The following is a 542-nucleotide window of genomic DNA, read 5'->3' on the forward strand; positions in this document are numbered from 1 at the left end:
TGATTGCCAGGCCTTAACCTCGTCCAGCACCGCGTCGGTGATCTTGGAAATCGTCTCGTGTGACAGCTCGGTGCCATAGGTGCGCTGCAGGTGAAGCCCGATATCGCGGACGGTCATCCCACCCGCATACAGCGAGATGATGATCTCGTCGAGCCCGCCGGCCCGGCGCGAGCCTTTCGGAACCAGACGCGGCTCGAACGACCCGACCCGGTCCCGGGGCACCGACAGATCAACATCGCCGACCTCGGTCGAGATCGTTTTCGCGCTACTGCCATTGCGGGAATTCAGACTTCCGCGCCCGGCCGGATCGCCCTTGTCATAGCCGAGATGGTCCGACATCTCCGCCTGCAGGCCACGCTCCAGCACCGTCTTGACCAGCTCGGGAAGAAGCCCACCCTCGCCGGTCAGCGCCAGCCCGCCTTCATCGACCTTCGACATCAACTCGTCGAACAAACCGGCCTCGACCATCTGATCGACCATTTCCCGCGCCGACGGCGACGACTCCGCCGCAGCCGTCCCCAACGGGTCTTGCTGCATATCCG

1 protein-coding gene is annotated in these 542 nt (G+C 64.2%); it reads right to left on the bottom strand.

What is annotated here, in order from left to right; translation table 11 throughout:
• A partial coding sequence (locus ACYVF3_RS32560) for a transposase (protein ID WP_461158122.1) occupies window positions 1–537 on the bottom strand: 537 nt, incomplete at its 3' end.
• Window positions 538–542: the final 5 nt, after the last annotated feature.

Source organism: Saccharopolyspora tripterygii (assembly GCF_054778355.1).